Here is a 25,255-nt window from a genome sequence, read left to right as displayed (position 1 = left end):
GTGAGCAGCGACGCGACGCCGTCGGCGCCCGCGGTGCCGCCGCCCCCGCCCGCCGAGATCACCTTCGCGGGGCACTACGGCAAGAACCCGCTCGGCGGGGCCTCGTTCCGGCAGATGTGCGGACGGCTGCCGTCCGTGCTGGGCCAGACCTGCCGGATGGCCTGGCGGATCGACCGGGGCTCCGTCCTCCTGCTGCTGGTCTGCCAGATCGTGACCGGGCTCGCGGCGGCGATGCTCCTCGGCGCCACCTCCCGGGCCATGGCGCCGATCCTGGGCGAGGGCCGTGCGTCCGACCGGATCGACGCGGCGTTACCGGCGCTGCTGGTCATCGCCGTCGCGGTCGGCGTCGCGCGCGTGACGTCCGCACTCGCGTCGTACGCGGAGGGCAGGATCACCCCGCTGCTGATGACGGCGGCCGACGCCGACATGGTCGAGGCGGTGTGCCGCGTGGAGGCGGCCGCGTACGGCGAGGAGGGGTTCGCGGACCGCCAGGAGGCGGCCGAAATGGGCGTGATGCGGACCAACTTGATGGTGCGCGACGCCCAGCAGTTCATGGCGTCGCTGATCCGCATGGCGGCCGCGGCGGGTGTCCTCACGGTGCTGCACCCGCTGATGCTCGCCCTGCTCGTGCTCGCCGTCCTGCCCGCCGGGGCGGGCGCCGTGATGTCGGCGCGCGTCGACTACGAGACGCACTACGCCAATGTGGGCGACCGCAACGTACGCGGGATGATGCGCTGGTGGGCGACCACGCCCAAGCTCGCGGACGAGGTGCGGGCCAACGGCATGACCGGCTACCTGATGTTCTGGTACCGCTCGCTGTCCGAGCGCATCGACCGCCGCACCCTCGCGATGGCACCCCGGCTGCTGCGGATCGCCCTGGCCACCTCGGCGCTCGGCGGCGCCTTCCTCCTCGCGGCCTGGGCCACCCTGGCCTGGCTCGCCGTCACCGGCCGGGTCGAGCTGGGCGTCGCGGCGACGGCGGTGGTCGCGGTGCAGAGCTCGCTGAGCGCCCTGTCGCAGCTCGTCGCCTACGGGGCGGCGATGTTCCACACCAGCCTGTACCTGGCCGACATGCGCACGTTCCTCGACTTCGCCGCCGAACGCGCCCCGAAACGGGGCGCGTTGACCGCACCCGAGCAACCGGAGGAGATCCGCCTCGACGAGGTCGTCTACCAGTACCCCAACAAGGAGGCACCCGCCGTGAACCGGGTCTCGCTCACCCTGCGCCGGGGAGAGGTCGTCGCGGTGGTCGGCGAGAACGGCTCGGGAAAGTCCACCCTCACCCGCCTCATCACCGGCCTCTATCTGCCCGACAAGGGCCGGGTGGTCTGGGACGGCGTCGACGTGGCGGCCGCCGACCCGGAGACGGTGTGGCGCCGCACCGGTCTGGTCCCGCAGTTCTTCGGCCAATGGCCGCTGGCCGTACGGGAGAACGTCACCCTGGGCCAGCCGCGCACCCACCACGACGCTCCGGTCTGGGAGGCCGTGGACGCGGTCGGGATGCGCACGGCGGTGGAGGAGCTGCCCCACGGCCTCGACACCTTGCTCGCCCGCGAGCTGTGGGGCGGCAGCGAGCTCTCCGGCGGCCAGTGGCAGCGCCTCGCCTGCTCCCGCGCGCTCTACCGCCGCCCGCCGGTGCTGATCCTGGACGAGCCGACGTCGGAGATGGACGCGCGCGGCGAGCACCGGATGTTCACGGTCCTCAAGGACACGGCCCGCGACCGCATCACGATCGTGGTCACCCACCGTATCGAGAACACCCGCATGGCGGACCGGATCGTGGTGATGGAACGCGGCCGCATCACGGAACAGGGCACGTACGAGGACCTGCTCCACTCGGGGGGGCTGTTCAGCGAGCTGCACGCGCTGTCGCAGGACCGGTAGGGCTCAGGCCGGGGCCGCCCCCGGGCGACGGGCCAGGATGCCCACCGCGGCGCGGTTGAGGGTGCGGCCGCGGACGTCGAGGGTCACGTCGGCGAAGCCCGCCTCGACGAGCTCGTCGTGGAGTTGTTCGGGGCTGGTATTCATGGTGTGGCGGTGATGGACGATCACCAGGACACCGCCGGGTCGCAGTACGCGCTGAAGTTCCTTGTAGGCGGCCTGGCGGTCCCAGAGGGTGACGTTGTTGACGGAGATCGCCGAGTCCACCGACGCATCGGGCAGGCCGGTGTCGTCCGCGGTTCCCTCGCGCAGGGTGGCGTGGCCGGTGGCGAGGTGCAGAGCGCAGCGCTGGCGGGCCAGGGCGCGCATGGTGGCGGAAGGGTCGACGCCGATCGCCCGGCCGCCGGGGGCGACGGCCTCGGCGGCCAGCGCGAGCCCGACGCCGGGCCCGGGACCGATCTCCAGCACCTGCTTGCCGGGGGCGAGATCGGCGTGCTCGACCGCCCACGCCTCCTGTTCCGCGTTGCCGCGCGACATGATCGCGCCTCCGATCACGCCGGGGATGCCCCGCGGGCGGCCGAAGATGGGGTCGAGGATCTGCAGGAGCAGAGGGTTCATCTGGTCGGCGTCCAATCCATGGAGAACACGACGGGAGAAGAGCTGCGTCGGATGGTCTTCGCGCCTCCTAGAGGATCGCTGGAGAGCGGCGCCGCGTCTCTCCAGGAGCCCGTTGGCCACCGCGCCCGGCCCGCCCCGCGCCTCAGCCGTACGTCCAGCAGAGCTCGACCGGGGGTCGAGGCCGCGCGCTGACGGTGACGGGCACATCGACGGAAGGTGCGTTATGAGCGGGTTCACTCTCACCGAATTCCGGAAGATCGTGGAGCTCTGCTTCGACGGGGCGGACGCCGCCGCGCTGGACGAGTCGGTCCTGGAGACGGAGTTCGGCGACCTCGGCTACGACTCCCTCGTCGTGTACGAGATCGCCATGCGGGTGCAGGACGACTACCACGTCACCATCCCCGACGAGGCGCTCGACGAGCTGCGGACCCCCGCTTCCCTCATCGCCTACGTAGCCACCCGGATCCCGGCGGACCGGTGATCCCCACGCCTTGCGAGGAGTTGCTCCAGTGAGCCGAAGTGTCGCCATCACCGGCATCGGGGTCGTGGCCCCCGGAGGTATCGGGCGGAAGGCGTTCTGGGATCTGCTGATCTCCGGGCGGTCGGCCAGCCGCGCCATCTCGTTCTTCGACCCTTCCCGCTTCCGCTCGCAGATGGCGGCCGAAGTGGACTTCGTCCCCGAGCGGTACGGTCTGTCGCCGCGCGAGATCCGGAGGCTCGACCGCGCCGCCCAGTTCGCCGTGGTGAGCACCCGTGAGTGCCTCGCCGACAGCGGTCTCGAGTTCGCCGCGCTCGACCCCGAGCGCATCGGTGTCAGCGTCGGCAGCGCCGTCGGCGGGACCACCAGCCTGGAGCGCGAGTACCTGGTGCTCAGCGACAGCGGGCGGCAGTGGGAGGTGGACGGCTCGTATCTCTCGCCCCACCTCTTCGACGCCTTCGTGCCCAGTTCGCTGGCGGCCGAGGTCGCCGCCGTGGTGGGAGCCGAGGGGCCTGCGGCGGTGGTCTCGACGGGCTGCACGTCGGGGCTCGACTCCGTGGGGTACGCGCGCGACCTCATCGCGGAGGGCCGCGCCGACGTGATGCTCGCCGGCGGTACGGACACGCCGATCTCGCCCATCGCCGCCGCCTGCTTCGACGCAATCAAGGCGACCTCTCCCCGGAACGCGGACCCGGAGCACGCCTCCCGTCCCTTCGACCGCACCCGGGACGGCTTCGTCCTGGCCGAGGGCGCCGCCATGCTCGTCCTGGAGGAGCTGGAGCACGCCCGGGCCCGGGACGCGCACATCTACGGGCTCGTGTCCGGCTATGCGTCGCGCTGCAACGCGTACCACATGACCGGTCTCAAGCCGGACGGGCGCGAGATGAGCGAGGCGATCTCGGCGGCGCTCACCGAGGCGCGGCTGCCGGGCGGCGCCGTGGACTACATCAACGCCCACGGCTCGGGCACCAGGCAGAACGACCGCCACGAGACGGCGGCGTTCAAGCGGGCCCTGGGCGAGCACGCCTACCGGACGCCGGTCAGCTCCATCAAGTCGATGGTCGGGCACTCGCTGGGCGCGATCGGCTCGATCGAGATCGCCGCCTGCGCACTGGCCATGGAGTTCGCGGTGGTGCCGCCCACCGCCAACCTGCACGAACCCGACCCCGAGTGCGACCTCGACTACGTACCGAACGAGGCACGGGAGCGAGCGCTCGACACCGTCCTGAGCGTCGGAAGCGGATTCGGCGGTTTCCAGAGCGCGATGGTCCTCTCCCGCGACGCGCGGGGCCGGTCGAGGAGCGCGGCATGACGGCGCCCGCACCGGTGACCGCCCCGCCGCAGTCCGCCCGGGGCGAGGCCGTCGTGACCGGTATCGGCATCGTCGCCCCCAACGGCCTGGGCGCCGAGGCGTGGTGGAGCGCGACGCTCCGCGGCGAGAGCGGGATCGAGCCGGTCCGCGACTACGACGCCTCCCGCTACCCCTCGCCCCTGGCCGGACTCATCACCGGCTTCGACGCGGCCGAGTACCTCCCGGGGCGGCTGCTGCCCCAGACGGACCGGGTCACCCGGCTCGCCCTCGCCGCCGCGGACTGGGCCCTGGAGGACTCCGGCGCGGACCCGGCGGCCCTGCCGGAGTACGCCACGGGTGTGGTGACCTCGAACGCCACCGGCGGATTCGCCTTCACCCACCGCGAGATCCGCAAGCTGTGGACCCGGGGCCCGCAGCACGTCAGCGTCTATGAGTCGTTCGCCTGGTTCTACGCCGCCAACACCGGCCAGATCTCGATACGTCACGGGCTGCGCGGCGCCAGCAGCGTCCTCGTCGCCGAACAGGCCGGGGGCCTCGACGCCCTCGGCCATGCCCGGCGCACGCTGGGCAAGGGCTCGTCGCTGGTGGTCTCCGGAGGCGTCGAGTCCGCTCTCGACCCCTGGGGATTCGTGGCGCACCACTCCAGCGGACGTCTGTCGCGCTCCAGCGATCCGCGCCGCGCCTATCTGCCGTTCGACGCCGAGGCCACCGGGCACGTACCCGGCGAGGGCGGCGCGATCCTCGTCGTGGAGGACGCCGCACAGGCGCGCGCCAGGGGCGCCCATCAGGTGTACGGGCGCCTCGCGGGCCACGCCTCCACCTTCGATCCGCGCCCGGGCTCGGGCCGGCCGCCGGGGCTCGCCCGGGCGGCCCGCCTCGCGCTCGACGACGCCGGACTCGGGCCCGGCGACATCGACGTGGTGTTCGCCGACGCGGCCGGCGTCCCCGCGCTCGACGACGCGGAGGCCGCGGCCATCGCGTCCGTCTTCGGCCCCTACGGCGTCCCCGTCACCGCCCCCAAGACCCTCACGGGACGGCTCGCCGGCGGCGGCCCCCCGCTGGACGTGGCGGCGGCGCTGCTCGCCGTACGGGACGGGGTGATCCCGCCGACCGCCCACGTCGAACGGCCCGTTGCCGACCACCGCCTGGACCTGGTGCGGGGCGCGCCGCGGGAGGCCCGCGTCCGCGCGGCGCTCGTCCTGGCCCGGGGACACGGCGGATTCAACTCGGCCCTGGTGGTCACCGCACCGCAGGACCGGCCCGAGCACCCCCGCACCGACCGGCCATCACGAGAGGCGTCCCCCGCATGAGCGAGCTGACATTCCCCGAACTCAAGCGCATCCTCATCGAATGCGCCGGCGAGGAGGAGCACTCCGACCTCACCGAGCAGGCGCTCGACGCCCTGTTCACCGACCTCGGATACGACTCGCTCGCCGTCCTGGAGACGGCGGCCGAGGTCGGCCGCCGCTACGGGGCCGACCTCAGCGACGAGGACGTGGCCGGCGCGGACACCCCGCGCGCCTTCCTCCGGCTGGTCAACCAGACCCTGTCCGCCGCGGCCTGAAGGGACCACCACGATGACCGCGAACACCGCAACTCCCCCGCCCGGCCCGGCGCTCGTCACCGGCGCCACCCGGGGCATCGGCCGATCCGTGGCCCGCACCCTCGCGGAAAGAGGGCACCCGGTCTTCCTCTGCGCCCGTGACGAGTCGGCCGTCGCCGCCGAGGTCGACGACCTCACGGAGCGTGGGTTCACGGCGGCGGGCGCGGCCTGCGACGTGACCTCGCCCGCCCAGGTGCGGGCGTGGGTGAAGGGCGCCGTGGAGCGGTTCGGCCCCGTCCAGGTGCTCGTGAACAACGCGGGCCGCAGCGGCGGCGGAACCACCGCGGAGCTCTCCGACGAGCTGTGGCACGACGTGATCAACACCAATCTCAACAGCGTCTTCCTGGTGACCCGGGAGGCCCTGACGACCGGCGGGCTCAGCGGCCGCGCGGGCGGGCGGGTCATCAACATCGCCTCCACCGGCGGCAAGCAGGGGGTCGTGCTGGGTGCCCCGTACTCCGCCTCGAAGCACGGCGTGGTGGGCTTCACCAAGGCGCTCGGCCTCGAACTGGCCAGGACGGGCGTCACCGTCAACGCCGTGTGCCCGGGTTACGTGGAGACCGAGATGGCGGGTGATGTGCGCCGCCACTACGCCGACCTGTGGAACGTCACCGAGGACGACGTACTGGCACGTTTCGAGGCGAAGATCCCGCTCGGCCGTTACACCGAACCCGACGAGGTGGCCGCCTTCGTCGGATTCCTCGTCAGCGAGCAGGCGGCGGCCATCACCGCACAGGCCCTCAACGTCTGTGGCGGCCTTGGCAATTACTGAGGCTCAGGAGGAGTCGCGCATGTCGATCGAGTCAGCCGTCGAGCCGGCCGGACAGCACCGCACGGCCACGCCCCTGCGCAGCGCGGAGCACCACGCGGAGCTCGCCGCGCCCGCGCGCCGCGCCTACCGGCTCGTCGCCGACGTCACCCGCTGGCCGGTGCTGTTCCCGCCCTGTCTGGCGGCCCGGGTCCTGGAGAGCGACCGGGACTCCGAACGCATCCGGCTGTGGGCCATCGTCGGGACGGAGGTACGGAGTTGGACGTCGCTACGGCTCTTCGACGAGGAGCGGCTGCGCGTCGACTTCCGCCAGGAGGCGCCCGGCCCGCCCGTCGAGTGGATGAGCGGCCACTGGCACTTCGAGGAGACGTCCGCCGACCGGACCCGCATGGCGCTGGGCCACGAGTGGTCGGTGTCGGGAACGCCGGGGCAGGAGCGGCAGATCGCCGAGGCGCTGGACCGCAACAGCCGGGCGGAGGTCGCGGCGGTCGCGCGGTGGGCCGACCTCGCGCACCCCGTGGAGGAGTTGGTGTTCTCCGTGAGTGAGGAAACGGTCATCCACAGCTCGCCCCAGCAGGTGTACGACTTCCTGTACCGGGCCGACCTGTGGCCCGAGCGGGTGGCCCACGTCGCGGGGCTCGACCTGGAGGAGAGCGCGGAGGCGGACGCCGACGGGGCGCTCGTGCAGACCCTCGACATGAGGACCAGGACCGACGACGGCTCGGTGCACGCCACCCAGTCGGTGCGGCTGTGCTTCCCCCACGAGCGCATCGCGTACAAGCAGACGACCGTGCCGCGCGGGCTGCGCGGGCACAGCGGGGAGTGGGTGGTCACCCCCGTCGCGGGCGGCACCCGGGTCACCGCCCGCCACCAGGTGGCGCTCGATCCGGCGGCGGTGGAGGAGGTGTTCGGGCCCGGCACCTCGTTGGCCGAGGCACGGCAGCGGGCCGGGGCGCTCCTGAGCGGCAACAGCATGCGGACGTTGGAGAGCTGCCGCCTCCATGCGGGCAGCGGGCCGGGCGTGGCGGGAGGCGGCGGGCGATGACCCAGACCCTGCTGCCGCCCGCCCAGATGCTGGAGGTCGCGGACGGTGTCCACGCCTACCTCCAGAAGCCGGGCGGCTGGTGCCTGAACAACGCCGGGGTGCTGCTCGACGGGGACCGCGGACCGGTGGTCGTCGACACGGCCGCCACCGAAGCCCGCGCGCTCGCCCTGCGGGCCGCCATCGCGAGGCTCACCCCGCGCTCGCCGCGACTGCTGGTCAACACCCACTTCCACGGCGACCACTGCTTCGGCAACGCGCTGGTCGCGGGCCCGGAGACGACGATCCTCGCGCACGAGCTCGCCCGTACGGAGATGGCCGGTGCCGGGCTCGGGCTCATGGGCCTGTGGCCGGACGTCGAGTGGGGCGGCATCGAACTGCGGCTGCCGGACCAGACGTACGACGGCCGGATGGTCCTCCACCTCGGCCAGCGCACGGTGGAGCTGCTGTATGTGGGCCCCGCGCACACCACCAACGACACCGTGGTGTGGCTGCCCGAGGAGCGGGTGCTGTTCGCGGGCGATGTGCTGATGCCCGACTGCACCCCGTTCCTCCTCATGGGGTCGCTGCACGGGTATCTGCGGACCATCGAGCGGCTGCGCGCCCTCGGGCCCCGGGTCGTGGTCGGCGGCCACGGGCCGGTCTGCGGGCCGGAGGTGCTGGACCGGACGGCGGAATACCTGCGGTGGCTGCGCCGAACCGCCGAGGAGACGCTCGCCGCCGGCCTCGACCCGATCGAGGCGGCGCGAGCGATCGGAGCCCACCCCTATGCGGAGTGGCGGGACCCCGAGCGTCTGGTGGGGAATCTGCACCGGGCCTATGTGGAGCTGCGCGGCGGGGCCGAGGGCGTGACCCTCGACGCGGTCGCGATCTTCGGTGAGATGGTGGAGTTCAACGGCGGCCACCTGCCCGCCTGTTACGCGTGATCGAGCAGCTGGTTCCCGGGTGGGCGCGGGGCGCGGAGGCGTTCCGCGACCCGCCCGGCGCCGCGCCCCACCCGGCCGAGCTGCGGTTCCTCCCGCCCGGCGCGGTGGACCGACGGCGCCGGGAGTTCGCCACCGGGCGGGCCTGCGCCGGCAGCGCCCTGGCGGCACTCGGCGCCCCCGCGAGCGGCCCCCTGCCACGCGACGCGCGGGGTGCGCCCGTCTGGCCGGCCGGCACCCTGGGCAGCATCACGCACTGCGCCGGGTACCGCGCGGCCGTGGCGGCCCGTGCGGCGGACGGGGTGGCGCTCGGCATCGACGCGGAAAGGTCCCGTCCGCTCTCGGAACGGGCGGCCGCCTCCATCGCCACGGAGTGGGAGCTGAGCCAACTGCGCTTTCTGCAGGCGGCGTCGGGATGCACCCTGCCGTGGGCGACGCTGCTGTTCAGCGCCAAGGAGGCTGTCTACAAGGCATGGCATCCCCACGCCCGCCGCCCGTTGTCCTTCCGGGACGCCGAGGTGCGGATGGATCCCCGTGACGAGGCGGGGGGCGTGCTCACCGTCCGCCCCACCCGCCTCGCGCTGCCGGAGCTCAGCGGAAGCTATCGCTTCGCCGCCGGGCTGCTGGTGACGGTCGTCCACCGCGGGCTCACCCGCCCAGTACCGTCAGCGCCTCCTCGAACGCCGTCAGGTCCGCGGGCCCTCCGGTCTCCCGCGCCGGAGCGAGCAGCGGCACGATGAGGCTGGCGCCCCCGCGTACGGCGGGGTGGTGGCGCGCGGGGGCGCTCAGGGTGCGGTCGGTGCCGGCGTCCAGGAGCAGCAGCCCGGGCTCGGTCCCCTCGGCGTCCAGGATGGCCTTGAGAGCGGGCCAGTACCGTACGGGCAGGGCGAGCTGGTCGGCCCAGAACGACGCGTCGCGGGCCTGCGCCGGGGTGACGGGCTCGGCGGTACGGGACGAGATCACCGTGGTGTGCGGTACGCCGGGGCGCAGCCGGGCGAGCTCCCGGCCGAACCGCCGGGCCGCCTCCGTCATCGACGGGCTGTGGAACGCGTGCCCGGAGCGCAGCGCCCGTACCGTGCGGCCCGAGGCGCGCAGCCGCGCGTGCGCCGTCTCCAGTGGGGCGAGCGGGCCGGAGAGGACCGTCTGGCGCGGCCCGTTGACGGCCGCGACGCTCACGGGCCCGAGATCGCCGGGGAGGTCGTGCGGTGCCGCGGCGACGGCGAGCATCCCGCCCAGGCCGCTGCCGTGAAGCGCGCGCGAGCGTGCCGCGGCCACCGCCGCCAGATCCGCGGCCCTGTAGACGCCGGCGAGGCACGCCGCGGCGAGCTCCCCCACACTGTGCCCGAGGAGGAGGTGCGGGGGCCGGCCCGCAGCGCCCACCGCCCGGCCGAGCGCGTGGCCCACGGCGAGCAGCAGCGGCTGGGCCACCTCCGCCGTGTCCATCTCCGGATTCGGTGCCGGGCGCAACCACTGCTCGGCGAGGCGGGTCCCGGTACCGCCGGCGGCCGCGAGGAACTCGTCCATGCGGGCGGTGAACTCGGGCTGCCTTCCGTACAGTCCGGCGGCCATGCGCTCGCGCTGGGACCCCTGGCCGGGCAACAACAGCACGGCCCTTCGGCTTTTCACGGCGCCTCCTCCCGGCCGGGCCGGATCGCCCGCCCGCTGGTCTGTGGCTCAGAAGGTGTCGGCGCGGTCTCGATACGAGGTGGACCGATGCTCAAGCGGAACTCGTCGCCACCACCCGACAGTCGGCGCACTCCCGACCCCCAGGACCACCACCCAGGACCACACAGGACCACGCAGGAGGACCGGATGACGCATGACCGGACACTTTTCCAGGAGGACTTCCGGCACGGGTTCGACACGGCCGGACGCTGGCAGGTGCCGCCGCTGGAGAAGGCGGTTGCGACCTGTTCGCACGAGGGTCTGACCGTCGCACCGGCGGGCATCGACCCGGAGACGGGACAGCCGGCGTTCACCTGCGCCGCCGACCGGGACGCGGTCGCGTCCGGGCCCGGCGACCACATCAAGTGGGTGGCGCTCGTGGGCGGTTCGGACCCCGGGCGCAGAGCGTTCGAGGTGCCCGTCACGGGTCGGCTCGACTGCTCGATGACCCTGTCGGCGCTGAGCCTGGGCGGGGAGCGGCACCCCTTCGGGACGGCGGTCCCCGACCCCGACAGCGATGTGCGCCTCGCGACCGCAGCCATGATCACCATGGACCCGGTCAGCCACGTCGTGTGCGACTTCGTGCTGACCAACACGCGGATCTACGCGCTGTACGAGCGGGTCCCCTCCCCCGGTTCGTCGTACGCCGCGTTCTCGTACGCCGTACCGGTGGCCGTCCGCGGCCCCGAGCAGTGGCACCGCCTGACCGTCAGCGTCGAGGACGGCGGCAGGCGGGTGGTATGGCGGGTGGACGGCGGCGAGGTGCTGCGCGTCGGGCGGCTCGGACACCGGCTGCCGGACCGGCGGCACATGCTGCTCGACCACGGCGGCGAGGAGGGGGAGCCGGTGCGGCTGAGCCGTCTGGTCTGCGGGATCGGGATGCTCACGATGCTCGACGGCGCGGGCCCCGACGGCCGGGGTCTGGTGCGCCTGAACCCCACCCCCGGTCACTACTTCTCCGCGCGTGAAGGCGCCCCGCACGCCCAGGAGTTCGTGGACGCCGAGAGCCTGCCGCGGAGCAGGTCGTGGGGTGCGGGCGCGGTACTCCACGTGCGTGAGGTGGCGGTCCGGACGGCGGTTGACAGCGCGGTCGGGGCTGCATAGATTTAAGTTGCTTTGCTTTAAAAGCAAATAGACTGGTGACGGAGGCCCCCATGAGTGAACAGCAAGCGGACAGCGGCCTGAGCTGGAACGAGCGGGTCATCAAGGAATTCCGGGCGAACAACGGCCGGGTGGGCGGCATGTTCGAGGGCGCGCCGATGGTGCTGCTGACGACCATGGGCAGGAAGACCGGCAAACCCCACACCAACCCGGCCATCTACTACAAGGACGGCGACCGCTATCTGGTCTTCGCCTCCAACGCCGGCCGGGACAAGAACCCGGACTGGTACCACAACCTTCTGGAAAGCCCCCAGGTCACGCTGGAGATAGGCACCGAGGAAGGCGCCGCCAAGCCCTTCGCCACGCGCGCCGAGGAGCTCAAGGGCGAGGAGCGCGACCGCTACTGGGAGCTCCAGTGCACCATCGACCCCGCCTTCCGCGACTACGAGGCGAAGACCGACCGCAAGATCCCGGTGGTCGCCCTGCGGCCGCTGGACCTCGGTGGGGACAACGAGCGCAGCCGCATGATCGGCCAGCAGCTGGTCAAGCACCACAGCGACCTGCGCGCCGAGCTGGCGCGCCTGCGCGGCGCGCTGGAGAAGGCACTCGGCGGTGACGACGCGGCCGGTCCCGGCGCCGCGGAGCTCACCGAGCAGCTGCGCGCCCGCTGCCTGACGTACTGCTACGGCCTCCAGATGCACCACATCCGCGAAGACGGCTCGTTCTCCGCGTTCGAGGCGAGGTTCCCCCATCTCGTCCCGGCCATCACCAAGCTCCGCGAGCAACACCACGTGGTGGAGACGGCCCTGGCCGAGTTCGAGGAGGTGCTGGAGAAGGGCCTGTCGGGCGGCGAAGGCGACCTGGAGCGGCTGCGCGGCGAGCTGGACCGCGTCGTGTCGGGCCTGGAGGCGCACTTCGCGTACGAGGAAGAGACCCTGCTGCCCGCCCTGGAGGGCTGATCCGTGCCGCACATGCGTTACACAGTCCTCGGCAGGACGGGCGTGCGCGTCTCGGAACTCGCCCTGGGCACCATGACGTTCGGGAGCGACTGGGATCTGCCGAAGGGGCTCCCCGGCAGACTCCTGGAGCAGTTCGCCGAGGCGGGCGGCAATGTGATCGACACGTCCAACGAGTACGGGCACGGCTCGGCGGAGTCCGTCCTCGGCGAGCTGCTGCGCGGCCGTCGGGACTCCTTCCTGCTCACCACGAAGTACACGCTCCAGATCCGCCCCGGCGATGTGAACGCGGCCGGCAACCACCGCAAGAACCTGGTCGTCTCCCTGGAGGACAGTCTGCGCCGCCTCGGCACCGACCACCTCGACATCCTGTGGGTGCACGCCCGCGACACCCTCACCCCGGTGCCCGAGGTGATGCGGGCCCTGGACGACCAGGTGCGCGCCGGGAAGGTGCTCTACGTGGGGGTGTCCAACTGGCCGGCGTGGGAGATCGCCCAGGCCAACACCCTTGCCGAACTGCGGGGCTGGACGCCCTTCGCGGCGATGCAGGTCCACTACAACCTGCTGGACCGGACGGTCGAGCGGGAGTTCCTTCCGATGGCGCACGCCTTCGACCTGCCCGCCTTCGCCTGGGGCCCCCTCGCGGACGGCCGGCTCACCGGGAAGTACCTCAGGGGCGAGGGGGGCCGCCTCGACAAGGTGTCGTGGGGCAGGCCGCGCGGCGAGGGCGACGACATCGTGCGCGAGGTCGTCAGGATCGCCGAGGAGGCTGGGCGCACCCCCGCCCAGATCGCCCTCGCCTGGCTCCGCTCGCGCCCCGGCACGGTGATCCCCGTGGTCGGCGCCACCTCCGAGACCCAGCTCGGCCAGAACCTGGAGAGCGTCGACGTCACCCTGGACCAGGAGCAGTTGGCGGCGCTGGACGAGGTGAGCGCGGTGCCGGCCGGATACCCGACGACCATGCTCCAGTTCCCGGCCATGACGCGGATGGTCTACGGCGAGCACTGGCAGCGCGTCGACGACCGGCGCACCACCACCGGCCGCGCGGTCGCGGACGACCTGTTCTCCGTACGGCGCTGAGCTCCCCCGGTACAGCCGTGCGGGCCCCGTCCTCCTCGGACGGGGCCCGCACGGCGGCCGGGTCGGAACGGCTCAGCCGGTGGTGCTGATCTTGAAGTCGCGCACCTTCAGGGTGACGCCCTGGCCCCAGAGCCGGTTGGACTCCAGGCTCTTGTCGTCGTGGAACTTCTGCGGGGAAGGCGCCCCCTTGGCGGGGTCGACGTAGAAGCCCGGGGTGTCCTCCAGGCGTACCAGGCCGGCCTTGTCCCGGTCGCGCGCGCCGCCACCGCCGTCCAGCAGGTTGCCGGTGCCCAGGGCGCACTGCACCGACGACATCCTGACCTGCTCCGGCTTGCCGCCGTGGTCGATCCGCAGGTACTTGCGGTCGAACGCCAGCGTGCCGATGCGGTCGGTGGACAGCACCTTCTTCCCGTTGACCAGCCAGGTCACCCGCTTGCCGCCCTCGTCGTAGCGGACCTGGAGGCGGACCGGCTGGCCGGGGGTGCGCTTGGCGACCGGCACCGAGTAGTGGAAGGACGCGTAGGTGCTGTTCTCCACGGGCAGCCGCTCGTAGATCGCGTGGACCTCGGTGTTGGTGACGGAGAAGTTCGCCACGGTGTGCGACGCGTGATCCACCGTGATCACGGTGGCGCTGGCGAGGCGCGGGTCGGACTGCGGGTCGGTCACCGCCTTGCCGAAGGGGTGGTTCTCGGTGCCCTCCGTCTTCACGGAGAGGTCGGTGGTGCAGCTCCAGGACCCGGCCGCGGGGATCTCGAAGCCGTTCTTCGAGGACTCGCGCGGCTGTGCCACCCACTTGAGGTGGTCGCCGGTGCCGCCCCCGAAGCCGGTGGCGTCCTGCCCGGTCGTCGCGGCGAACGCGGGCCGGCCCGTTCGGGGATTGCGACCGGTGGGCACGACGGTGATCCCGTCGGCGTTGGACGTCACGATGCCGTCGCCCTGGGCGAGTTCACCGGCCGGGGTGTGGGCCTTGCCGAGCAGCCATGTCTGCTGGGCGTCGAAACCGGCGCCGAAGTCGTCCTGGAACAGCACCTTCTCGGCCCCGGGGGCGGCGCCCCGGTCGGCGGCCTGGGCACCACCGGTCAGAGTGAGGGCCGTGCACGCGGTGGCGGCCGCCACCACGCCGACCGCGATCCGCCGCGACCGGGCGAAGGGCCGTCGGCCCGCTCCAGTCTCTACGGGCATGAGATCTCCTCCATACGTCGAGTGCGCAGGCCTGATCGCTCCGCGCCGGCTCACCGTCGCGGCGGGACCTCGATTCCCGCTCGAACCGCCGGGTGCCCGCGTCGACAGCGGGTCCAGCGCTCTTCGAGGTGTGCTGCGAAGCATCCCGCGAGTACGGATCAGTTCTCCCGGACGTCCACGGAAAGGGCGGGACACGCATGGACGGCATGGACCCATACCTGGAGATCTCCGACGAGGTGGCCACGGCGCTTGAGGAGAAACGGCCCGTGGTCGCCCTGGAGTCCTCCCTGATCACCGCCAGCCCCACGCTCGAACTGGCCCTGGACATCGAGAAGTCGGTGCGCGACGCGGGTGCCGTACCCGCGACGATCGGCATCGCCGACGGGCGCGTGCTGGTGGGCATGGACTCGGCCCGGATCGAGCAGGTCAGGAGCGCCGAGCGGGTGCAGAAGGTCAGCGCCCGCGACCTCGGACTCGCCCTCGCCGGCGGCGGCCTCGGCGCCACCACGGTCGCGGGCACCATCGTGATCGCCGAGCGGGCGGGCATCGAGGTGTTCGCGACCGCGGGCATCGGCGGCGTCCACCGACGGGCGCAGCAGACCTTCGACATCTCACCCGATCTGCTCCAGTTCACCCGCACCCGGATGACCGTCGTCTCGGCGGGCGCCAAGAGCATCCTGGACGCTCGGCTCACCGCCGAGTATCTGGAGACGGCGGGCGTGCCGGTGTTCGGCTACGGCACGGACCGGCTGCCGCTCTTCTATGTGCGCGGCGGTGACATCCCGGTCCAGCGCGTCGACGACCTGCGTCTGGCCGCACGGGCCGTGCGCACCCACTGGGCGGTCAACGGCGGCGGCACGGTGCTGCTGACCGTTCCGGTGGACGAGGCCGACGCGGTCGACGGGGCGCTCGTCGAGGAAGCCATCGCGCAGGCGCTGGCGGAGGCGGACCGCACCGGGGTCACCGGCAACCGGGTCAGCCCGTTCCTGATGCGCGCGGTCTCCAAGGCGACCAGGGGCCGCACGGCGGCGGCGGGCCGCTCGGTCCTGCTGGGGACCGCCAAGGTAGCGGGTGAGTTCGCGGTCGGCCTGAGCGCCGAGCGCGCGGCGGCGAGGGCGCGGCGGTGACGGCGGCACCGATGCCGGGCGTGCGGGGTCTCGTCCTCGACCTCGACGGCACCCTGGCCGACACCCCGCAGGCCATCGCGACGATCACGCTGAAGGTGCTGGCCGCCCGGGGCGTCGACGCGGACGAGAGCGCCGTGCGCCCGCTCATCGGCAGGCCGTTGGACCAGAACTTCGCGCGGCTGCTCGGGTGCGCGCCCGAGGATGCCGAGGTGGCGGCGGCGGTCGCCGAGTACCAGAGCCAGTTCCGCGCGCATCTGCAGGGGATCGCCCCCGAGGAACTGGCGTATCCGGATGTGCCGGAGGCCCTGCAGCATCTGCGTACCCGAGGCGTGCTGCTCGGCCTCGCCACCTCCAAGCCGCGCGGTGCGGCCGAGCGGATGCTGCGCCTGATGGGCGTGGACGAGCTGTTCCACGTGGTGGCCGGGCACGACAGCGTACGGCGCGGCAAGCCCGACCCCGAGATGGCCCTGCTCGTCGCCGACGGCCTCGGTCTCACCCCGGGCCAGTGCGTGGTCGTGGGCGACGGCGTCGCCGACGCCGGCATGGGCCGGGCCGCGGGGATGCGGGTGGTCGGCGTGTCGTACGGGGTGGCCGACGCCGCCGAGCTGACGGCGGCGGGCGCGGAGCGCGTCGTGGACTCCTTCGGTGAACTCGCCGCCCTCGTCACCCCCCGCGCCTGACCCCGACGACCCCGACGACCCCGTACAGATGAGGAGTTGAGATGACCCAGCCGACCACGACGGACCGCACGGTCCTGTGGCGCGACGACTTCGCGGACGGCCTGCGGGCGTCCGGCCCGGCCGCCCCCTGGCGGTTCGTGCAGGCCAATGCCGAACATGTCGCCGACGACGCCGTGATCACCACGGACGGCGACGGCCTGCGCCTGGTGTCCCCAGGGCGCAACAGCCGTACCGGAGAGCCCGCCTTCACCCGGACCGTCCCGCGCGAGAGCGGCGAGCCGGGCTCGATCCCCGGCTTCGCCGACCACGCCAAGTGGATCGCCTACGTCAACCGGCAGTCCTCCGCCGGCTTCCAGGGCTTCGACGCCGAGCCCGGCCGCGTCCTCTCCGTCGGGGCCACCGTGTCGGGGCGGACCTACGGCACCTCGGGGCACCCCTTCGGGGACGCCGTCGACGACCCGGACGACGATCTGCGGCTCGCCGGGTCGATGCTCAACAGCATCGACCCGGAGACCTCGGTCGCCTTCGACTTCATCCTGACCAACAAGGCGGTGCACGCCTTCTACGGGCGCACCAACTTCGCCAGGCGCCACCTCGGCGGCTACGGCTCGTTCGCCAACACCGTCCCGCTCGCCCGCCGTTCGCCCGGCGACCGGCACCACGTCGAGATCTCCTACGACCGCGCGGCCGGCACCGTGCGCTGGCTCCTGGAAGGCGAGGTGGTCCTCACCGTCGACCGCATCGGGCACCCCCTGGGCCGGGACACGCTCACCCTCGACGAGGGCGGCACCCCGGCCCTGGTCGAGCCCCGCCAGCTCAGCTTCGGCATGGGGATGCTGAGCCTGCTCGACGGCTCCTGGCCGACCGGCAAGGGCCTGGTCCGGCTCTCCCGCGCCACCACGTACTACCGGCCCGACCGGGGCGAGCCCGTCGAGCAGTCCTTCGTCGACGAGGACAGCCGGGACGAGAACAGGCTCTTCGGCCAGGGCGCCGAGCTCACCATCAGCGGCTTCACGGTGAGCAGCACGCCGAGCCCGTAACGGTGCCCGGATCGGTACGAGTCGTACGCGAGCGGGGCCGCCGGTGTCGTACCGGCGGCCCCGCTCAGCTGTGTGCCCTCACGCGTCCGCGGCGGCGGTCCGCGCCAGAGAGGCTGCCCCGAACCGGCGTGCGGCGGGCTCCCACTGGAGGACCGCGTGCCCCGCGCCGGCGTTGGCGTCGCGCCAGAACCGCTGCAGCTCGCCGTGGACGGACTGCGCACCGGTACCGCCGGTGCGCTGGAGCCGGTTCACGGCGTCGAGCAGCAGGTCCACCGCGGCGACGTGGTCACGCTGGGCGCGCGCGCCCGCCCACGCCTCGGCGAGCAGCCCGCGGTCGGCGTCCGACGCCGCACGGGTGAGCAGCAGCTCGGCCGCGTCGGTGAGGGCGGTGCTGCGGGCGAGGTCGAGCTCGGCCGTGCTGCCCTGGTCCGCCCCGGGCCGGGCGGCCCGCTTGCGCGCGAGGGCCCGCGACCACGCCTCGGCCGCGCCCCGCGCCGCGCCCAGGATGGGCGCCGCGAAGGTCAGACCGCTGACGTTCTGGAGCGGGACGCACAGGCTGTCCGGTGCCGTGCCCGGCGTGCGCCCGGAGGCCAGTTCGCCGCGCAGGAAGGAGTGGGCCCGCGGGACGAACACCTCGTCGAGGACGACGGTGTCGCTGCCCGTGCCCCGCATCCCGACCGTCTCCCAGGTCCGCTCGATGTCGTACGCGGACCGGGGCACGAGCAGGAAGCGCGCCTCCGGGTCGCCTCCCGGTACCGGTACCTGGGCGGCGAGCAGGGCGAAGTCGGAGGCGTGCACCCCGCTGACGTAGGGCCAGCGGCCGCTGAGGAGCCAGCCGCCGGGTGCGGCCTCGGCGCTGCCGCCGGGCACGAGCGCCCCCACGACCAGCGCGTCGGGCCCGTCCGCCCAGACGGTCCGCTGCCCCTCCTCGGGCAGGAAGCCCGCCATCCGCGAGAGTGTCGCCGTGACGGACGCGCACCATCCGGCGGACGGATCCTCCCGCGCGACCTGGGCGACCGCTTCGAAGCACGGCAGGAAGCCGCCTTCGTCACCGCCCCAGCGGGCGGCCACGAAGTGGCGGGCGAAACCCGCGCCGCGCAGCGCCTCGTACACCTTGGGGTGCAGCCGCCGCTCCCGGTCGCCCTCGCGGGCGTGCTCGGCGGCCAGCGGTGCCGCCTCGTGCGGACGGAGCGAACCGGGCTCTGCAGAACCGGGCTCTGTGGTCATCGGATTGGAGATCGTTTCGGACAACGGGGCTCCCCTCGGGAGTGTCGCGGCACGGCCCGCGACGGACGAAGGGCCCGAGCGTGGGCCGCGCGGGTCGAAAGTGCCTTGACGAGCGCTCGACAGCCCCCGGTCCGGGCCGGGCGGTCGTCCCTTCGCGTACACGGCCCGTACGCACAACGGTCTCCCCGGTCGACGGAGGGCGACCGGGGAGACCGGACGGACCGCGTCGGGGGACGCCGCGGACCGCGTATGGGGGTGTGCGTCAGTCCGACGCGGGGGGCGAGGTCACGCGCTCCGACCCGGCGGACGCCGACTCGTCCTGCGCGTCGGCCTGCTTCGGGGGCGCGGGGGCGGACGCGGGCCCGAACACCAGGCGCCCGGGCGGCAGGATGAGCGCGGCCGGCGCGGCCAGCACCCACAGGATCACCACGGTCACAAGACCCGCCACGGCCGCGTCCACGGAGGTGCCCTGGTCGTCGAGGCGCCCGAAGAACACCGTGCCGACGACGGCGATGCCGGTCGCGACGCCGATCTGGATCGCCGTGTTCACGAGTGCGGCGGCGGCACCGGCGTGCCGGCCCGGGGTCTTGGCCAGGACCGTGGTGACGAGCACGCCCGAGGTCATCGAGACCCCGAGGCCGGCGACCAGCAGTCCGGGCAGGATCTGCCAGGAGTGCAGCCCCGTCTCGTACCGCTTGAACGCCGCGAGGACCAGGCCCATGCCGCCCGCCGAGATCAGCGAGCCGACCACCGCGACCGGCCTGCCGAACTGCCGGATCTTGGGCGCGAAGGGCGTGAACAGGCCCACGCCGACCGCGAACGGCACCATGCTCAGGGCGGTGTGCAGCGGTGAGAAGCCCAGCCCGGTCTGGAGGTGAACGGTGATCACCAGGGTGTAGCCGGTACCGGCGAAGAACAGCACGGCCACCAGCAGACCGCCCAACGGGGCGCGTTCGCGCAGGAGTTGGGGATCGATCAGCGGGGCGTGGCCGCGCCTGGTGACACCGCGTTCGTACCACGCGAACACCCACAGCAGCGCCGGGCAGGCCGCCATCAGCGCGAAGCTCCACCAGGGCCAGCCCAGGGTGCGGCCCTCGACGAGCGGATAGAGCAGCGCCAGTACGGCGGCGGTGGCGATGGCCAGCCCGGGGATGTCGGTGGTGGCGGCGTGCTCGGCCCGCGAGTCGCGGCACAGGTAGTGCGTGGCGATCAACGCCGCGATGCCGATGGGGACGTTGACGAAGAAGATCGGCCGCCAGCCGAGGTCGAAGAGGTCGGCGTTGAGCAGCAGACCGCCGATGAGCGGGCCGCCGACACCGCCGATGGAGAAGTTGAGGCCGAAGATCGCCGCCGCCTTGGACTGCTCGGCGGGCGGGAACTCGACGCGCAGCATGGCGAGCACCTGGGGCACCATCAGGGCGGCGGAGGCGCCCTGGGCGATCCGCGCGGCCACCAGCATCTCGGGGTTGACCGCGAGGCCGGTGAGCGCGGAGGTGACGGTGAAGGCCACCAGGCCGAGCTGGAAGACGCGCAGTCGGCCGTACCGGTCACCGAGGCGGGAGGCGGTGATCATCCCGGAGGCGAAGGCGAGCACATACCCGGCGATGGACCATTCGAGCTGGGTGCTCGACGCGTGCAGTTCCCCCCTCAGCGAGGGCAGCGCCACATTGATCACGGTGGTGTCCACCAGATCCATGAAGACCGCCGACAGCGTGACGATGAACGCCGCCCACCGCCGGGGGTTGAACTCGGGTGCGGCGGTGGTGGGAGGTGAGGCTAAGGACATGGGCCATCCCTTTCCTGAGCAGGCCCGGAGCGCACGTGTCCGGTAGGGTGGACGAGCAAAGAGAGAGTTTGCTTTGAAAGCAAAGCTATAAGGGGGTCGGCGGGATGTCAACGGAGCGCGAGGCGGAGCGAAAGCGGCAGGCCGCCCGGGAGACCGGGATGAGCAGGGACGACGCGATCCGGGCCATGCTCGTGCTGATGCCGCGTGTCGCGCAGCGGCTGAAGCGCACCACCGTCCCCGAGCAGCTCCGCTCGATGAACCTGGCCCCGCGCCACCTCTCCCTCCTCTCCCACCTCGTCTTCGACGGCCCGGCCCTCGTCAACGAACTCGCGGCGCGCCTGGAGGTCGCCCCCACCACGGTGAGCCTCATGGTCGCGGACCTGAACCGGCAGGGCGTCGTCGAGCGCAAGGCCGACCCCTCCGACCGGCGGCGCACCATCGTCTCCCTCACCGAGGACCCGGAGACCCGCGAAGCCATCAACGGCTGGCTCGCACGCGGCGCCGACGCATGGGAGAAGGCCCTGGACCCGCTCACCCCGCAGGAGCGGGCCATGTTCGTGCGCACCATGGAGGCGTACGAGAGCGGAGCCTCCGGCGCGACGGAGTAAGCGGCCCCGCGGCGCGTCCGGCTGAGCCGGGCTCCGGTGCGACCGGGGTGGCGACCGAGCCGTGCTGGAGCGGGATTCGAGCCCCGGCCTCTGAGCTGTGCGCGGGACCGGGCACCCTGCCCGGTCCCCGGACCGCCTGGAGGGCACATGGGGCACGGAGTACTGGTCACCGGGGCCACCGGGACGGTGGGCCGCCATCTCGTCGGGCGGCTGCTCGCACACGGCGTCAGGGTCCGCGCCCTGTGCCGCAGTCCCGAAAGCGCGGCGGCGCTGCTGCCCCAAGGCGTGGAGATCGCACGCGGCGACCTGACCGACAGCGCCACGCTGGAGTCGGCGCTGCGGGGAGTGGACGCCGCCTTCGTCCTGCTGGCCGAGGACGCGGGCGAGGCTTTCGCCCGGGCCGCGCACCGCGCGGTGGGACTGCGGCAGCTCGTGGTCGTCTCCGCCGACGCCCCCCAGGGCCCGGGGTTCGACAACCCCCTCTTCGTCAAGCACGTACGAGGAGAGGCCCGGCTGCGGGCCACCGCTCTGCCGCTCACCGTTCTGCGACCCGGGCCCTTCGCCTCACTCGCCCTCCAGTGGGCTCCCGCCCTCGCGGCCGGCGACGTGGTGGGCGTGGTCCACCCCGACCTCGCCGTGCCGGTGATCGACCCGCGCGACATCGCCGAGGTCGCGGCCGCCGTGCTCCTGGGACCCGAGCCGCCGGGCGTACGGATACTGCCGCTCTCGGGACCCCAGGCGCTCGACGTCCACGCGCGCGTCCGCGTGCTCGGCGAGGTGCTCGGCCGCGAGCTGAAGGTGGCACGGATCGCGGAGGAGCAGTGGGTACGCCTGGCCGCCGGACGGATCCCGGAGGCCTATGCACGTCAACTCATCGAAGTGGAGCGCTACTTGATCCGGCGCCGACTGCCCGTCGTGGCGAGCGTGCGGGAGATCACCGGATCGGCGCCCCGGTCCTTCCGCACCTGGGCCCAGGACCACCTGGCAGCATTCAGCGCCCCGCACCGGGCGCCGTCATTCGAGGAGGCATCGTGAACACAGCAGTACGCAGCACCGACACCGCGGCGGCGGCATCGGCCGCCGACCCGGCCCGCTCCGGGCTCTACGCCGAGGTCCAGCTCTTCTACGCCCGCCAGGCACACCTCCTCGACGCCGTGCGGGCGGAGCCGTTCGCCCGCACCTTCACCCAGGACGGCGTGTTCGCACACTCCCCCGGCGTCCCCCCGGCCCGCGGGCACGCGGGCATCGCACGGGAGGTGCGCGAATACAACGAGCAGCGCTTCAAGTCGGCTCCGGTCCAGCGCCGGCACTGGTTCAACATGCTGGACGTGCGGGAGCAGCCGGACGGCAGTGTGCACACCGAGTTCTACGCGCTCGTCGTGACCACCCGCCCGGGTCAGCCCCAGCCGGTCATCTCGCCCAGCTGCGTGGTACGGGACGTCCTGGTCCGCGAGGACGGCGAACTGCGCACGCGCAGCCGCAAGGTGACGCAGGATCAGGAACTCTTCGACTAGGGCCTGTCCGGACACGCGCGCGGGGGTGGCCGGGGACGAGATGTCCCCGGCCACCCCCGAGCCGTCCGGCCCCGGCTCCGCCGGTCAGCCGTCCTGCCGTGGCGGGCCCGCCGCCTCCACCGCGGCGATCACCGCGCTCTGCGCCCGGTCACGCCACGCCGCCAGCGGCTCGTACGCGTACGAACCGAACGCCTCGTCCGCCTGGCTCAGCATCGTCTCCACGGTGAACTCGTCCACCGGCGGATTCCCCAGCCCGGCCCAACCGCGCTCCAGGCCCTGGCCCAGATGCTCCATCAGATGGCGCAGACCGCCGGGGCCGCCCCCCAGGTGGAAGGCGCGGAAGGGGCCCGCGACCGCCCAGCGGGAGCCGATAGAGGCGGTGACGATCTCGTCCAGCTCGCCGACCGTCACGACGCCCTCGCGCACCAGGTGGATGCTCTCGCGCAGCAGCGCCGACTGCAGCCGGTTCGCGACGAACCCGGGAACCGCGCGGCGCAGCACCACCGGTTTCTTGCCCAGGAACCGGTAGAAGTCCACGGCCGCCTCGATGTCGGCCGGCTTGGCGTCCTCGGCGGCGACGACCTCCACCAGCGGCACGATGTGCGGCGGGTTGAACGGATGCCCGACGATCACTCTGCCCGGCTCGTCGAGCGCGGCGCCGAGATCGGCGGGCAGCAGGGTGGACGTGGAGGAGAGCAGCAGCGCCTCGGGGGCCGCCCCGGCCGCCCGTCGGAAGATGTCCTGCTTGAGCGCCAGATCCTCTTGTACGTTCTCCTGCACGACCTGTGCCCCGGCCGCCGCCTCTTCCACCTCCCGGCAGAACGTGAGCCGCTCGGCCAGGAGCTCGGGCCCGACCGCACCGCCGGGCAGGGAGCGCGCGTACAGGTCGAGCGCGGCCGTCACATGCTCGCGCGCGTCCGCTCTGGTGCTGCTGATGCGGACGTCGAGGCCCTTGGCGGCGAACAGCGCGATCCAACCGAGGGCGATCGTTCCGGTGCCGAGGACCGCCACGGTGTCGGGCGCGGCCGCCGGGCGTGGTGTCGACCCGCTCATCACGCGGCCTGCCGTCGCGGCGTCGGGCCCGAGCCGAGCACCTGTTGGTGCAGCCGCTGCACCCGTGGCGACGGCTCCACACCCAACTCGCTGACCAGCGTGGTGCGCAGCCGCTGGAAGGCCTCCAGGGCCCGCCAGGTGTGGCCCGCCCGGTGCAGCGCCGTGATCAGATGGCCGCAGATGATCTCGTTGAGCGGATACTGCGCGGTCAACATCAGGAGCTCGCCCAGGATCTCGCCGTGCCGGCCCAGTCGCAGGTCGGCCTCGATGCGCAGTTCGTGCGCGCGCGTCCGGGCCTCGTTCATACCGATGATCTCGGTCTCCAGGATGCTGCCCGCGGGAACGTCGGCCAGCGCCGGGCCCTGCCACAGGTCGAGCGCCTCGCCCAGGAGCATCGACGCCTTCGCGTCGTCCCCGGCCGCCAGGGCTCTGCTCCCCGCTGCCGACCGTTCCTGGAACGTGCCGAAGTCGAAGTCCACGACCGGCCCGTTCAGCTGGTAGCTGCCGAAGCGGGTCGCGAGCACGTCCTTCGCGGAGAGTTCCGCCCGGTGGGGAATGGCTTTGGTGACCAGGCGGCGCAGCTGGAGCACGTAAGTCTGCAAGGTGGTCTGGGCGCTGCGCGGAATGTGCTCGCCCCAAATCTCCTCCATCAAGGTGGGTACCGGGACGATCCGCCCCGTGCGCAGGGCGAGAAGCGCGAGCAGCTGCCGGGGTTTGCCGGCGCTCGGCACGATCGAAACACCATCGATTTGGACCTTCAGCGGACCCAATACTTCGATTTCCACGCGAGGACCTCCATATGGGAATTGCTGACGCCCTCGAGTGTGGCACGAGGGTTCATGGAGATCCCAGTGAGATGTTCATGGACTCACAGGAGTTATTCATGGTTTGGATGGTGGACCATTTGCATCACCTGGGGAATCGCAGGGCGTCCGGAGAATCACAAGAGCCCGAACTCCCGGGCCGTCCTGATGGCGTCGATGCGATTGCGTGCGTTGAGCTTGCTCACGATCGTGGTGAGGTAATTGCGCACGGTCCCCACCGACAGATGCAACTGCCGGGCGATGTGGCCCGCGTCGTGGCCGTCGGCGGTCAGCCGCAGCACCTCGGTCTCGCGCGGAGTGAGCAGTCGCGCCCCGGAGTCCAGGGCGCTCAGCGCGAGCCCCGAGTCGAACACCCGCTGACCTGCCACGACTTTACGCACCGCGTCGGCGAGCTCGTCCGGGGGCGAGTCCTTCAGGAGCAGCCCGTCCACCCGGCCGTCCAGGGCCCGGCGCAGCATCGCGGGCCTGCCGATCCCGGTCAGGAGGAGAATCCGGCATTCTGGAAGGCTCTTGCGTAATTGCTCCGCGGCGGTCAGGCCGTCAATACCCGGCAGATCGACGTCGAGAATGGCCACGGTCGGGCGGCTGCGCAGCGCGGTGTGCAGGATCTCATCGCCTCTGCCCACCTCGGCGACGACGGTGAAGTCCGCCTCCAGCTCCAGCAGAGCGACCAGCGCTCCCCGGACCATGTGCACGTCTTCGGCCACCAGCAGGCGTATCACGAGTGCCGTCCCCCCTGTGTCATCGTCCGCGCCCGCCCCCCGTACCGCCAGCCCACACTACTCC

Annotated in this window: 26 protein-coding genes; 18 read left to right on the top strand and 8 right to left on the bottom strand. The window is 72.7% G+C overall.

Features of this window, described 5'->3' with window-relative positions; genetic code table 11:
• Positions 1 to 1,884 (top strand): ATP-binding cassette domain-containing protein, encoded by a 1,884-nt coding sequence (locus AB0G17_RS16785; RefSeq protein WP_361382266.1) that lies wholly within the window; start codon positions 1 to 3, stop codon positions 1,882 to 1,884.
• 3 nt (positions 1,885 to 1,887) lie between these two features.
• On the opposite strand, the gene AB0G17_RS16780 is transcribed toward AB0G17_RS16785, so the two are convergent.
• Positions 1,888 to 2,499, bottom strand: a complete 612-nt coding sequence (locus AB0G17_RS16780; protein WP_361382263.1) for a methyltransferase domain-containing protein — start codon at positions 2,497 to 2,499, stop codon at positions 1,888 to 1,890.
• Positions 2,500 to 2,722: 223 nt separating this feature from the next.
• Here AB0G17_RS16780 and AB0G17_RS16775 point away from each other — a divergent pair, with 223 nt between their 5' ends.
• The 8 genes from AB0G17_RS16775 to AB0G17_RS16740 are packed head-to-tail and all read left to right on the top strand — an operon-like array spanning position 2,723 to position 9,366.
• Entirely contained in the window at positions 2,723 to 2,980 is a 258-nt protein-coding gene (locus tag AB0G17_RS16775; protein ID WP_361382260.1) for an acyl carrier protein, read from the top strand.
• 10 nt (positions 2,981 to 2,990) lie between these two features.
• Positions 2,991 to 4,289: a beta-ketoacyl-[acyl-carrier-protein] synthase family protein gene (locus AB0G17_RS16770; RefSeq protein ID WP_361382257.1), complete on the top strand. Its 1,299-nt coding sequence runs from the start codon at positions 2,991 to 2,993 to the stop codon at positions 4,287 to 4,289.
• Positions 4,286 to 5,599: a ketosynthase chain-length factor gene (locus AB0G17_RS16765; protein ID WP_361382254.1), complete on the top strand. Its 1,314-nt coding sequence runs from the start codon at positions 4,286 to 4,288 to the stop codon at positions 5,597 to 5,599. The genes AB0G17_RS16770 and AB0G17_RS16765 overlap by 4 nt, the downstream gene beginning before the upstream one ends.
• Positions 5,596 to 5,853: an acyl carrier protein gene (locus AB0G17_RS16760; RefSeq protein ID WP_361382251.1), complete on the top strand. Its 258-nt coding sequence runs from the start codon at positions 5,596 to 5,598 to the stop codon at positions 5,851 to 5,853. Before AB0G17_RS16765 ends, AB0G17_RS16760 begins: the two co-directional genes overlap by 4 nt.
• 13 nt (positions 5,854 to 5,866) lie before the next feature.
• Positions 5,867 to 6,664: a 3-oxoacyl-ACP reductase FabG gene (fabG, locus tag AB0G17_RS16755; RefSeq protein ID WP_361382248.1), complete on the top strand. Its 798-nt coding sequence runs from the start codon at positions 5,867 to 5,869 to the stop codon at positions 6,662 to 6,664.
• 19 nt (positions 6,665 to 6,683) lie between these two features.
• The gene (locus AB0G17_RS16750; protein ID WP_361382245.1) at positions 6,684 to 7,706 is read left to right on the top strand and encodes an SRPBCC family protein; all 1,023 of its coding nucleotides are present in this window, start codon (positions 6,684 to 6,686) and stop codon (positions 7,704 to 7,706) included.
• Positions 7,703 to 8,629 carry an MBL fold metallo-hydrolase gene (locus tag AB0G17_RS16745; RefSeq protein ID WP_361382242.1) on the top strand — a complete coding sequence of 309 codons (927 nt, stop codon included), beginning with the start codon at positions 7,703 to 7,705 and terminating at the stop codon, positions 8,627 to 8,629. Before AB0G17_RS16750 ends, AB0G17_RS16745 begins: the two co-directional genes overlap by 4 nt.
• Positions 8,626 to 9,366 carry a 4'-phosphopantetheinyl transferase superfamily protein gene (locus AB0G17_RS16740; RefSeq protein ID WP_361382239.1) on the top strand — a complete coding sequence of 247 codons (741 nt, stop codon included), beginning with the start codon at positions 8,626 to 8,628 and terminating at the stop codon, positions 9,364 to 9,366. Before AB0G17_RS16745 ends, AB0G17_RS16740 begins: the two co-directional genes overlap by 4 nt.
• On the opposite strand, the gene AB0G17_RS16735 is transcribed toward AB0G17_RS16740, so the two are convergent.
• On the bottom strand, positions 9,275 to 10,252 hold the full coding sequence (locus tag AB0G17_RS16735; protein WP_361382236.1) for an acyltransferase domain-containing protein: 978 nt from the start codon (positions 10,250 to 10,252) through the stop codon (positions 9,275 to 9,277). The two genes, AB0G17_RS16740 and AB0G17_RS16735, sit on opposite strands and share 92 nt — an antisense overlap.
• Positions 10,253 to 10,438: 186 nt before the next feature.
• Between AB0G17_RS16735 and AB0G17_RS16730 the strand changes: the two genes are divergently transcribed.
• The 3 genes from AB0G17_RS16730 to AB0G17_RS16720 are packed head-to-tail and all read left to right on the top strand — an operon-like array spanning position 10,439 to position 13,428.
• Entirely contained in the window at positions 10,439 to 11,395 is a 957-nt protein-coding gene (locus tag AB0G17_RS16730) for a DUF6081 family protein (protein WP_361382233.1), read from the top strand.
• Positions 11,396 to 11,445: 50 nt separating this feature from the next.
• Positions 11,446 to 12,351, top strand: a complete 906-nt coding sequence (locus AB0G17_RS16725) for a nitroreductase/quinone reductase family protein (RefSeq protein ID WP_361382230.1) — start codon at positions 11,446 to 11,448, stop codon at positions 12,349 to 12,351.
• Positions 12,352 to 12,363: 12 nt separating this feature from the next.
• The gene (locus tag AB0G17_RS16720; protein ID WP_361382227.1) at positions 12,364 to 13,428 is read left to right on the top strand and encodes an aldo/keto reductase; all 1,065 of its coding nucleotides are present in this window, start codon (positions 12,364 to 12,366) and stop codon (positions 13,426 to 13,428) included.
• 72 nt (positions 13,429 to 13,500) lie between these two features.
• Here AB0G17_RS16720 and AB0G17_RS16715 read toward each other — a convergent pair whose 3' ends face one another.
• On the bottom strand, positions 13,501 to 14,610 hold the full coding sequence (locus tag AB0G17_RS16715; protein WP_361382224.1) for a DUF6081 family protein: 1,110 nt from the start codon (positions 14,608 to 14,610) through the stop codon (positions 13,501 to 13,503).
• A 197-nt stretch (positions 14,611 to 14,807) separates the two neighbouring features.
• Here AB0G17_RS16715 and AB0G17_RS16710 point away from each other — a divergent pair, with 197 nt between their 5' ends.
• Genes AB0G17_RS16710 through AB0G17_RS16700 form a run of 3 tightly spaced genes read left to right on the top strand, consistent with a single transcriptional unit; the run spans position 14,808 to position 17,457 of the window.
• Positions 14,808 to 15,737 (top strand): pseudouridine-5'-phosphate glycosidase, encoded by a 930-nt coding sequence (locus AB0G17_RS16710; protein ID WP_361382221.1) that lies wholly within the window; start codon positions 14,808 to 14,810, stop codon positions 15,735 to 15,737.
• Positions 15,734 to 16,417, top strand: a complete 684-nt coding sequence (locus AB0G17_RS16705; protein WP_361382218.1) for an HAD family hydrolase — start codon at positions 15,734 to 15,736, stop codon at positions 16,415 to 16,417. Before AB0G17_RS16710 ends, AB0G17_RS16705 begins: the two co-directional genes overlap by 4 nt.
• 41 nt (positions 16,418 to 16,458) lie before the next feature.
• On the top strand, positions 16,459 to 17,457 hold the full coding sequence (locus AB0G17_RS16700; protein ID WP_361382215.1) for a DUF6081 family protein: 999 nt from the start codon (positions 16,459 to 16,461) through the stop codon (positions 17,455 to 17,457).
• Positions 17,458 to 17,535: 78 nt separating this feature from the next.
• Here AB0G17_RS16700 and AB0G17_RS16695 read toward each other — a convergent pair whose 3' ends face one another.
• Together AB0G17_RS16695 and AB0G17_RS16690 are read right to left on the bottom strand one after the other, a co-directional pair.
• Positions 17,536 to 18,684, bottom strand: coding sequence for a hydrolase (locus AB0G17_RS16695; protein ID WP_361382212.1), 1,149 nt, complete (start codon positions 18,682 to 18,684; stop codon positions 17,536 to 17,538).
• A gap of 262 nt (positions 18,685 to 18,946) precedes the next feature.
• A complete protein-coding gene (locus tag AB0G17_RS16690; protein WP_361382209.1) occupies positions 18,947 to 20,470 on the bottom strand; it encodes an MFS transporter in 1,524 nt (507 codons plus the stop codon).
• Between the two features lie 158 nt (positions 20,471 to 20,628).
• Between AB0G17_RS16690 and AB0G17_RS16685 the strand changes: the two genes are divergently transcribed.
• The 3 genes from AB0G17_RS16685 (at position 20,629) to AB0G17_RS16675 (ending at position 22,592) form a co-directional block, all read left to right on the top strand.
• Positions 20,629 to 21,078 (top strand): MarR family winged helix-turn-helix transcriptional regulator, encoded by a 450-nt coding sequence (locus AB0G17_RS16685; RefSeq protein ID WP_361382206.1) that lies wholly within the window; start codon positions 20,629 to 20,631, stop codon positions 21,076 to 21,078.
• Between the two features lie 147 nt (positions 21,079 to 21,225).
• Positions 21,226 to 22,113, top strand: coding sequence for an NAD(P)H-binding protein (locus tag AB0G17_RS16680; RefSeq protein ID WP_361382203.1), 888 nt, complete (start codon positions 21,226 to 21,228; stop codon positions 22,111 to 22,113).
• Positions 22,110 to 22,592: a nuclear transport factor 2 family protein gene (locus AB0G17_RS16675; RefSeq protein ID WP_361382200.1), complete on the top strand. Its 483-nt coding sequence runs from the start codon at positions 22,110 to 22,112 to the stop codon at positions 22,590 to 22,592. Before AB0G17_RS16680 ends, AB0G17_RS16675 begins: the two co-directional genes overlap by 4 nt.
• A gap of 84 nt (positions 22,593 to 22,676) precedes the next feature.
• On the opposite strand, the gene AB0G17_RS16670 is transcribed toward AB0G17_RS16675, so the two are convergent.
• From AB0G17_RS16670 to AB0G17_RS16660, 3 genes are all read right to left on the bottom strand, one after another.
• The gene (locus AB0G17_RS16670; protein ID WP_361382197.1) at positions 22,677 to 23,645 is read right to left on the bottom strand and encodes a 3-hydroxyacyl-CoA dehydrogenase NAD-binding domain-containing protein; all 969 of its coding nucleotides are present in this window, start codon (positions 23,643 to 23,645) and stop codon (positions 22,677 to 22,679) included.
• The gene (locus tag AB0G17_RS16665) at positions 23,645 to 24,376 is read right to left on the bottom strand and encodes an AfsR/SARP family transcriptional regulator (RefSeq protein ID WP_361382194.1); all 732 of its coding nucleotides are present in this window, start codon (positions 24,374 to 24,376) and stop codon (positions 23,645 to 23,647) included. The genes AB0G17_RS16670 and AB0G17_RS16665 overlap by 1 nt, the downstream gene beginning before the upstream one ends.
• 209 nt (positions 24,377 to 24,585) lie before the next feature.
• Positions 24,586 to 25,191: a response regulator transcription factor gene (locus AB0G17_RS16660; protein ID WP_361382191.1), complete on the bottom strand. Its 606-nt coding sequence runs from the start codon at positions 25,189 to 25,191 to the stop codon at positions 24,586 to 24,588.
• Between the last annotated feature and the right edge of the window lie 64 nt (positions 25,192 to 25,255).

It is taken from the genome of Streptomyces sp. NPDC023838 (genome assembly GCF_040639555.1).
GTDB lineage: Bacteria > Actinomycetota > Actinomycetes > Streptomycetales > Streptomycetaceae > Streptomyces.
The sequence above is the reverse complement of the archived record's forward strand: the minus strand, read 5'-3'. Positions and strand labels throughout refer to the sequence as shown.

Bases quoted from the DNA above. Each gene is read 5' to 3' on its own strand.
- AB0G17_RS16725 (WP_361382230.1), top strand. From the start codon at position 11,446: ATGAGTGAACAGCAAGCGGACAGCGGCCTGAGCTGGAACGAGCGGGTC.
- AB0G17_RS16685 (WP_361382206.1), top strand. From the start codon at position 20,629: ATGAGCAGGGACGACGCGATCCGGGCCATGCTCGTGCTGATGCCGCGT.
- AB0G17_RS16775 (WP_361382260.1), top strand. From the start codon at position 2,723: ATGAGCGGGTTCACTCTCACCGAATTCCGGAAGATCGTGGAGCTCTGC.
- AB0G17_RS16760 (WP_361382251.1), top strand. From the start codon at position 5,596: ATGAGCGAGCTGACATTCCCCGAACTCAAGCGCATCCTCATCGAATGC.
- AB0G17_RS16780 (WP_361382263.1), bottom strand. From the start codon at position 2,499: ATGAACCCTCTGCTCCTGCAGATCCTCGACCCCATCTTCGGCCGCCCG.
- AB0G17_RS16690 (WP_361382209.1), bottom strand. From the start codon at position 20,470: ATGTCCTTAGCCTCACCTCCCACCACCGCCGCACCCGAGTTCAACCCC.
- AB0G17_RS16680 (WP_361382203.1), top strand. From the start codon at position 21,226: ATGGGGCACGGAGTACTGGTCACCGGGGCCACCGGGACGGTGGGCCGC.
- AB0G17_RS16710 (WP_361382221.1), top strand. From the start codon at position 14,808: ATGGACGGCATGGACCCATACCTGGAGATCTCCGACGAGGTGGCCACG.
- AB0G17_RS16765 (WP_361382254.1), top strand. From the start codon at position 4,286: ATGACGGCGCCCGCACCGGTGACCGCCCCGCCGCAGTCCGCCCGGGGC.
- AB0G17_RS16695 (WP_361382212.1), bottom strand. From the start codon at position 18,684: ATGACCACAGAGCCCGGTTCTGCAGAGCCCGGTTCGCTCCGTCCGCAC.
- fabG (WP_361382248.1), top strand. From the start codon at position 5,867: ATGACCGCGAACACCGCAACTCCCCCGCCCGGCCCGGCGCTCGTCACC.
- AB0G17_RS16670 (WP_361382197.1), bottom strand. From the start codon at position 23,645: ATGAGCGGGTCGACACCACGCCCGGCGGCCGCGCCCGACACCGTGGCG.
- AB0G17_RS16700 (WP_361382215.1), top strand. From the start codon at position 16,459: ATGACCCAGCCGACCACGACGGACCGCACGGTCCTGTGGCGCGACGAC.
- AB0G17_RS16750 (WP_361382245.1), top strand. From the start codon at position 6,684: ATGTCGATCGAGTCAGCCGTCGAGCCGGCCGGACAGCACCGCACGGCC.
- AB0G17_RS16730 (WP_361382233.1), top strand. From the start codon at position 10,439: ATGACGCATGACCGGACACTTTTCCAGGAGGACTTCCGGCACGGGTTC.
- AB0G17_RS16715 (WP_361382224.1), bottom strand. From the start codon at position 14,610: ATGCCCGTAGAGACTGGAGCGGGCCGACGGCCCTTCGCCCGGTCGCGG.
- AB0G17_RS16745 (WP_361382242.1), top strand. From the start codon at position 7,703: ATGACCCAGACCCTGCTGCCGCCCGCCCAGATGCTGGAGGTCGCGGAC.
- AB0G17_RS16720 (WP_361382227.1), top strand. From the start codon at position 12,364: ATGCGTTACACAGTCCTCGGCAGGACGGGCGTGCGCGTCTCGGAACTC.